Origin of the sequence: Bacteroides sp. MSK.20.82 (assembly GCF_019052485.1) — a bacterium.
Taxonomy (GTDB): Bacteria; Bacteroidota; Bacteroidia; order Bacteroidales; family Bacteroidaceae; genus Bacteroides; species Bacteroides thetaiotaomicron.
In genome coordinates this window covers 1-7,655 of the sequence record NZ_JAHQUN010000092.1, presented here as the reverse complement: position 1 = coordinate 7,655, position 7,655 = coordinate 1, and the positions used below count along the sequence as shown (strand labels likewise).

Sequence of the window (7,655 nt, the reverse complement as noted above, 5' to 3'; positions counted from 1 at the left end):
CAAATATAACTCTTCCATATAATTTTGAATCATTGATTTTCATATTTATAATATGTGTTTAATTTTCTGTATCGTAAATCAGCACAAATTATTCGTTTTTCTACATTTATGAGTATCAGCAAACCGTATCTCATAAAATATTATTATAGATGAGTTTCCTTTAAAAAGTACATTCTTTCAAATTTACCCCCTCTCAGAGGCATTTGTAAGGCGTTAAAATCTATAAAATACTTTTTGTAGTAGATAAATCAGTAATCTTCCAAGTCATGAATACTTGCAATATTCATAGAAAGGTATCTCTCTCCTGTATCAGGCAATAATACTACAATCCTTTTACCTTTATAATTGCAGTTTTGAGCTACTTGTACTGCAACAGAAACAGCTGCTCCTGAAGAAATACCAACAAGAAGTCCTTCTTTCCTTGCCAAATCTCGCATCATTTTAAAAGCATCATTATCATTTATCTGAATTATTTTATCAATATAACTCCTCTCTATAATTTCAGGTATAAATCCTGCACCAATGCCTTGTATCTTATGCGGACCAGCTACTCCTCCAGACAAAACAGGTGAACCTTTTGGCTCTACTGCTATTATTTCTATTTCAGGACTCTTCTCTTTTAATCTTTTACCAATACCGGTAATACTTCCTCCTGTTCCGACACAAGAGATAAAGACATCAAACTTTCCTGCATCTTCAATAATCTCATTTGCTGTTGTCATATAGTGAATATCAGGGTTGGCGGGATTTTTGAATTGCTGTAATATGACAGATCCTTTTATTTGAGAATTTAATTCTTCTGCTTTTGCTATCGCACCTTTCATACCTTCACTTCCCGGTGTCAAAACCAACTCACTGCCGAATGCTTTGAGAAGTTTCCTTCTTTCTATACTCATAGTTTCCGGCATAGTAAGAATGACTTTATATCCTTTTAGGGCTGCAATCCAAGCCATACCGATTCCGGTATTCCCGCTTGTAGGTTCAATGATTGTACCATCTTTTTTTAATTTTCCGGAAGTTTCCGCTGCTTCAATCATAGCATAGGCTGCCCTGTCCTTTACACTGCCTCCCGGATTGAAATATTCCACTTTGGCTATGATTTCCGTTCCGTATTCATCTTTATATATATTAGAAAGCCGCACCAATGGAGTCTTACCTATAAGCTGCAGCAAATTGTCCTTTATATTGCTCATATTTATCAGATTATTTTTTCTGTACTCTTTTTCCGTATGGTTCCACATCTTCTGTTACCCAGAGATTACCCCCGATAACAGCCCCCCTGCCGATTGTTATACGCCCCAATATGGTAGCATTTGAATATACCGTCACATTATCCTCCAATATGGGGTGGCGTGGTATTCCCTTTATCGGATTTCCGTTTTCGTCAGTCGGGAAACTTTTTGCACCGAGTGTGACACCCTGATACAGTGTGACGTGATTCCCGATGATACAAGTCTGCCCTATCACGATACCGGTTCCATGATCTATATTGAAATATTCTCCTATCTCAGCCCCCGGATGAATATCTATCCCTGTCTCAAAATGGGCAAGCTCACTGATAATTCTCGGTATGAGCGGTATCTCCATTTTATATAGTTCGTGGGCAATCCTGTGGTTTGAAATGGCTCTGATGGCAGGATAGCAGGATATTATCTCCCCGATACAGGTCGCTGCCGGATCTCCGTCAAAGGCTGCATGAATGTCCGTTGCCAGCACCCTTCTCATTTCGGGAAGGCTCCGTATGAACCTCTCGGCATACTTTCTTGCCGTCTGGCAGCAGGGAGTTCCCTTTATCCTTTCCTTCATGTTCTCATTTCCGAAGAGCATACCCGCCTGTATCTGCTGCGTCAGGATATAGCTCAGCTTCTCCAGTGTCACCCCAAGATGAAATGTGAGTGTCTGGCTGTTTACCGTATGATTTCCATAATATCCCGGAAACAGGACTGCACGGCAAAGTTCTATTATCTCATGTATGGCTTTACCTGAAGGTATCGGGTCTCCTTCTTCATATTTGATGAAAAGTTCAGGGAATGATGAATGATCCGCCAACTTTTCAACAACTTCTCCGATGTATGTAATATGTTCCATGTGATTATATATATTTAAATCGTAAATATACGTTGATTAAACCTATAATAAAAAGGATAGGTCATATCCTTTTTATTGTCTGCACTGTCTTTAAAATCCCAAAGCCTTGATCATCTTATGGTTCAGGTGTCTGTTCTTGCCCTTGAACGGATAACAGTGTATATGTATGGCAGGATTGAAGTTCATTTCAATGATCGCATAGTTATCCGGTGTGGCAGGAGCATGAATATCCTGTATCATCATATCCAGTCCGGTAATCTTCACGTTCAGAGCTTTTGCAGCTTCCACAGCAATAGCCTTGTACGAATCGTCTATATCGTCTGTAAAATCTATGCTGTCTCCTCCCGTACTGATATTGGAGTTCTCACGAAGATAGACCACTTCCCTCTCTTTGGGTACAGTGTTGAAATCCATTCCCTGCTGCTTCAGAAACATTTCTTCCTCACGCCCCTTTCTGATTTTCTCCAAAGGGGTGCGATATCCTTTACCTCTGAGCGGATCTTCATTCTTCATGTCTATCAGTTGTCCGATATTCAGAACACCGTCACCCGTCACATTTGCCGGAACACGGTGAAGGATACCTACCACTTCATCATTGATGATGAATATCCTGAATTCCCTTCCCGGTATGAACTTCTCTATAAGCACCGTGTTGTCATGCTCAAAGGCTATCTGCAAGGCTGCCTTGAAGTCCGTTTCATCATAGTTGTGCTTCAGTATGGTTATACCCAATCCGAAATTGGTGGACTTAGGCTTGATTACCACAGGTTTCCCTGCATACAGGCGGTAGTCTGCCATACCTGCCTCCGGTGACGTGTATTCATAACCGCCCGGCACGCTTATTCCGGCACGTTCCAGCACCTTCTTCGTTACCACCTTATTTTCCATCATCAGTACAGACACGTATGAGTCCAGAGAGGTCTTGGTTGCCTGCATCACATATTCTTCCTTTTTACCGTCAAACAGACGTATGAAATTTTCCTTACGGTCAAGTATTTCAAAACCTATCCCTTTAAGTATTGCAGCCTTCAGCAGAAGCTGTGTGGACATTTCCATATCCTCCAGTCCATGAAATCTGTGACCTCCGCTTATGGTGGTTTCCCTATACTGTCTTGCCTTTTCCAGATGGAACGGTACAAACCCCACCCTGTTTATGCTCTCATACAGTACCATGCCTATACGCTTCTCAGGATTCTGTACAAGGTACAGATTATGCTGCATCTCCTGACGGTAGATTTCATCGTCAAGCACCCCATATTCTGAGAGAATTCTCTCCATATCTTCTAAAATAGAAGTAGCTTTCTGCTGTACAGTGGTCGAGCAGCATTTCAACTCCTTCTTTTCGTCTCTTCCATAGCATGAAGCCATATCCTGATTACGTGTTGCCCTTTGCAGTTCTTCCTCCGTAAGACTTCCGTTCTCCTCCTTCAGCAGAGAATAGACAAGCAGAAGGTGAGAAAAATAAATGGCACTTGCACATACCCCCGATTTTGTAAACGGGTCAAGATCCACAATTCGTACCTCAATGTAAGAAGGAGAACCATTATCCTTTTCCAGAAACTTGATACGGACCGGAAGATAAAGCTCGTGAGGTCCGTCAATACGGTTTTCCCTTATCAGTTTGTCAATAGACATATTATAGGCTTCAAGTGAGGAATAATCGATGAAGAACTCCTCACGGTTACGATACCCTAATGGACTTGTCCTCAGACTGAGGCTTACCCCACACTTCATGGGCTGCTTTTCTCCCGTTTTAAGCGAAATCACATTCAGGGTTTCTTCTGCAAGCGGAGATTCACCGTACAGCCAGATAAAAAGCCAGCGGTATTTGAGAAAGTTCCTTACCACACGAAAATATACCGTTTCCCTGACCTCCTCCATAGAGCTACCGCAAACACCGCTTTTTAGCAGAACGTCCATCAGTTTTTCCGAAAAAGAGAAATTGAAGTGTATTCCCGAAATAAGCTGCCTTTCCTTTCCGTAGGTTCCGGCAAGTTTCTGACGGTAATACTCCTTGTCCTTAAACTCTCCCGAATAATGTGCAATGGGTATCTCCTGATTCTCCTTCAATACAGGAGGAAGGCTCTGAGGCCAGAGAAGCTCATCGCCGATATTCTCCGTAACCACATCGTGCAGCGTTTCCATAAATCCCAAAGCCTCTCCTACACTTGGCAGCGGCGGAGTTATCATTTCCACCTGACTCTCTGAAAAGTCGGTGGTTATATAAGGGTGCTTCCCCTTGTCGCCAAATACTGCCGGGTGTGGAGTCAGGGCAAGCGTACCGTCCTGATTGACCCTGACATTTTCCTTTTCAAGTCCGAAACACCCCTCTCTAAGCAGATGGCTGTTCTGTTTAAGTATAAAGCAAAAATCCTGTGTATTCATATACTGCTATATTGTATGTTTGATTCTTCAAGTTCCTTTTCCCTTTTTCTATATAATAGATAAAGTACAATGCCCTTTATCACGCTAGTAAGCGATATGCTCCACCAGACACCATCTATTCCCATTCCCATACTTTTGCCAAGCAGAAGGGCAAGAGGTATCCTCATTGTGGTGAACACGATGCTCACGGTTGCAGGATATTTGGTAAGCCCCTGTCCGGTATAAGCCCCCGAAGTGAGTATTTCAAGTGTGGCAAACAGCTGTGAGAAGCCGACTATACGCAGATAGGCACTGCCTATTTCTATGGTGGCAGCCTCCTTCACGAAAAATGACAGTATGGTTTCCGGGAAAGCTAAAAATATGAATGTGGCAGGTATGGAAATACAATATCCAAGCCTGATGCTTGTACGATAGCATTTCCTAATCATATCCGTATTCCTTTCCCCGTAATATTGCCCTATCAGTATGGAGGTTGCCTGCATAAGACCGTTCATAAGAAGAAACGAAAGCGACTCTATCTGAAGACCCAGCTTCTGTGCGGCTATTGCATCTGTTCCCCATATACTTACTATACGCCCGATGGCTATACCGATAAGCGAGAACAAAATACGCTGCATGGCAGGTGCTGTGCCTATTCCAAGTATTTTCCTGAGAAACTTGCGGGGTACCGCTTTTATACTCAAGGTAAGTTCAAGCCTATGTCTGAGAAGATATATCGCATACATCATGGCACCCCACTGTGAAAATGCCGTAGCCCATGCCGCACCTTCCACTCCCAGTCCGAAATAAAATATAAACAGAGGGTCAAGAATGATATTGACGATATTCCCATAAAGTACCGCCCTGAACGAGAACTGTGTCTTTCCGTGTGCGTCTATAATGGCGGTAAACAAAAGGTTCATAAACATGATAAGAACAGTGATACTGCTTATCCTCAGATAGTTCTGAGCCATCGTGTTTACTTCCGGTCTTTCGATATTGAAAAGGGATATAAGAGGCTCTGCCAGCATAAAGACGAACAGGGCATAGAATATCCCCAACACGAATGTACTGCGTATTCCGCATGATATGAAGTGTTGTATTCTGTCCTTCTTTTCAGCCCCTATACTGTGTGAAACCGATACCATGGTACCAATGGTTATCACGCTTATCAAAGACCAACCCAACTTGATATAAAATCCGGCTGTTCCAACAGCATCCACTTCTCCGCTTCCCAATTTCCCGACCCAAAACATATCTGTAATATCGTATGAAATCTGAAGACAGGATGATAATATGATAGGGATTGCTATTCTCAATAGTGATTTTCTTTTTTCTCTTTTTGCTGATGTCTGTTCCATATTTCTAATTTTATATCGTAAAAATACGATACATTATACCAATAAAAAAACTCTTAATCAAATCATAAGAGTTCGGAAAACAGTTTCTTTGCCAAAAGCAGGTTCTCACGATTAATACGATAGCAAACCTTCGGTGGAGCTATCTCACCGTCTATCAGACCTACATCTTTCAGCACCTTCAAATGCTGTGATATGGTAGATTGTGCGATTGGCAGTTCCGTTGTCAAGTCCCCACAATAACAACATGCATTGTGGTTAGCCAACAACCTTACGATTGCTATTCGTGCCGGGTGGCTCAGAGCTTTTGCAAAACGGGCTGCCAAAATATCTTTTTCCTCAAATTCTTCAGCTTTACTAAATGCCATAATATTTTCATTGTTTTATATCGCAAATATACGATATGTTTTTTATCAACTAACCCCCTGATATGAATTTTATGTTTTTTTAATGTACAGACGCACGAAGCCCCCGGAGAGTTACCCCGCCGGAGGCTTTTTATCAGAAGAATTTTCTTGTATTGTTTGCAATCCGTACAAGGCTCAACATTACAGGCACTTCTACCAGAACACCTACCACTGTTGCAAGTGCAGCTCCGGACTGAATACCGAACAGCGATATGGCGACAGCAACGGCAAGTTCAAAGAAATTACTTGCGCCAATCATACCTGCCGGAGCAGCTACGTTATGTGGCAGTCCTGAAGCCTTTGACCAGCCGTATGCAAGCAAGAATATAAAGAATGTCTGTATAATCAGGGGTACTGCAATCAATAGAATATGCAGTGGGTTTACAAGGATTGTTTCACCTTGAAACGAAAACAGAATTATCAATGTGAGCAATAGTCCGATTATAGTAGCATTGTCGAACTTCTTTATAAATACATTATTAAAATAGTCTTCTCCCTTTTTCGATATTACAGTACGGCGTGTAATTACACCACCTGCAAGAGGTATGACCACAAACAAAATTACAGAAAGTGTAAGCGTGTCCCAAGGAATGGTTATTCCGCCAACACCGAGAAGAAAAGCCACTATCGGAGCAAAAGTCACCAGAATAAGCAAGTCATTCACTGCTACCTGTACCAGCGTATAGGCAGCATCGCCTTTAGTAAGATAGCTCCATACAAATACCATAGCTGTACAGGGTGCAGCACCCAACAGTACGGCTCCGGCTAGATATTCACCAGCCAGTGCTTCCGGTATCCACTGTTTGAATATAACAAAGAAGAATATCCATGCTATGCCGAACATCGTAAACGGTTTTATCAGCCAGTTTACAATACAAGTGATAAACACTCCTTTAGGTTTCTTTCCAACATTCTTAATACTCTGAAAATCCACCTTCATCATCATGGGATAAATCATCAGCCATATAAGAATGGCTACCGGTATGGATACATTCGCATATTCAAACTTACCGAGTGTTTCGGGTATGGCAGGAAACCATTGTCCTATTGCTATTCCTACTACAATGCAGATAGCCACCCACACTGTTAGGTATCGTTCAAAAAAACCTATTCCTTTTTTCTCTTTTTCCATATCCTTATTTTTTAGCAGTTGCCACCGCAAGAGCATTTTGGCAATACTTCTTTTCTGATTTCAGTAATGTAGAAACGGGCAAAGGCATTTCTGATTTCGTCACGCACACGGCGAAACTCCGAGTCAATAAACTCCAGTGTACCTGTTGCGTGTGAAGGATCGTCAAAGCCGATATGAAGACGTTTTCCTACTTTTCCTATGAATGTAGGACAGCTTTCATTTGCATCTCCGCATACAGTTATTACATAATCGTCGAGTAGGTCAGCCCCCTTACGGGAGCTTTCCCCTCTAAGAACCGTACGTGAG

General features: G+C 42.0%; 6 protein-coding genes and 1 pseudogene. All 7 read right to left on the bottom strand.

Annotated elements, in window-relative coordinates:
• Positions 1-248: 248 nt before the first annotated feature.
• Positions 249-1,193, bottom strand: a complete 945-nt coding sequence (gene cysK / locus KTR07_RS27385; RefSeq protein WP_004326335.1) for a cysteine synthase A — start codon at positions 1,191-1,193, stop codon at positions 249-251.
• A 10-nt stretch (positions 1,194-1,203) separates the two neighbouring features.
• The gene (locus tag KTR07_RS27380; RefSeq protein ID WP_004326338.1) at positions 1,204-2,088 is read right to left on the bottom strand and encodes a serine O-acetyltransferase; all 885 of its coding nucleotides are present in this window, start codon (positions 2,086-2,088) and stop codon (positions 1,204-1,206) included.
• 90 nt (positions 2,089-2,178) lie between these two features.
• A complete protein-coding gene (gene gshAB / locus KTR07_RS27375) occupies positions 2,179-4,473 on the bottom strand; it encodes a bifunctional glutamate--cysteine ligase GshA/glutathione synthetase GshB (RefSeq protein ID WP_217315557.1) in 2,295 nt (764 codons plus the stop codon).
• Positions 4,470-5,813, bottom strand: a complete 1,344-nt coding sequence (locus KTR07_RS27370) for an MATE family efflux transporter (RefSeq protein WP_217315556.1) — start codon at positions 5,811-5,813, stop codon at positions 4,470-4,472. Before KTR07_RS27370 ends, gshAB begins: the two co-directional genes overlap by 4 nt.
• 62 nt (positions 5,814-5,875) lie before the next feature.
• Positions 5,876-6,178 carry a helix-turn-helix transcriptional regulator gene (locus KTR07_RS27365; RefSeq protein ID WP_004326342.1) on the bottom strand — a complete coding sequence of 101 codons (303 nt, stop codon included), beginning with the start codon at positions 6,176-6,178 and terminating at the stop codon, positions 5,876-5,878.
• A gap of 133 nt (positions 6,179-6,311) precedes the next feature.
• Positions 6,312-7,349, bottom strand: coding sequence for an ACR3 family arsenite efflux transporter (arsB, locus tag KTR07_RS27360; protein ID WP_004326343.1), 1,038 nt, complete (start codon positions 7,347-7,349; stop codon positions 6,312-6,314).
• Positions 7,350-7,360: 11 nt separating this feature from the next.
• Positions 7,361-7,655, bottom strand: a pseudogene (locus KTR07_RS27355) (hypothetical protein); the annotation flags it as partial.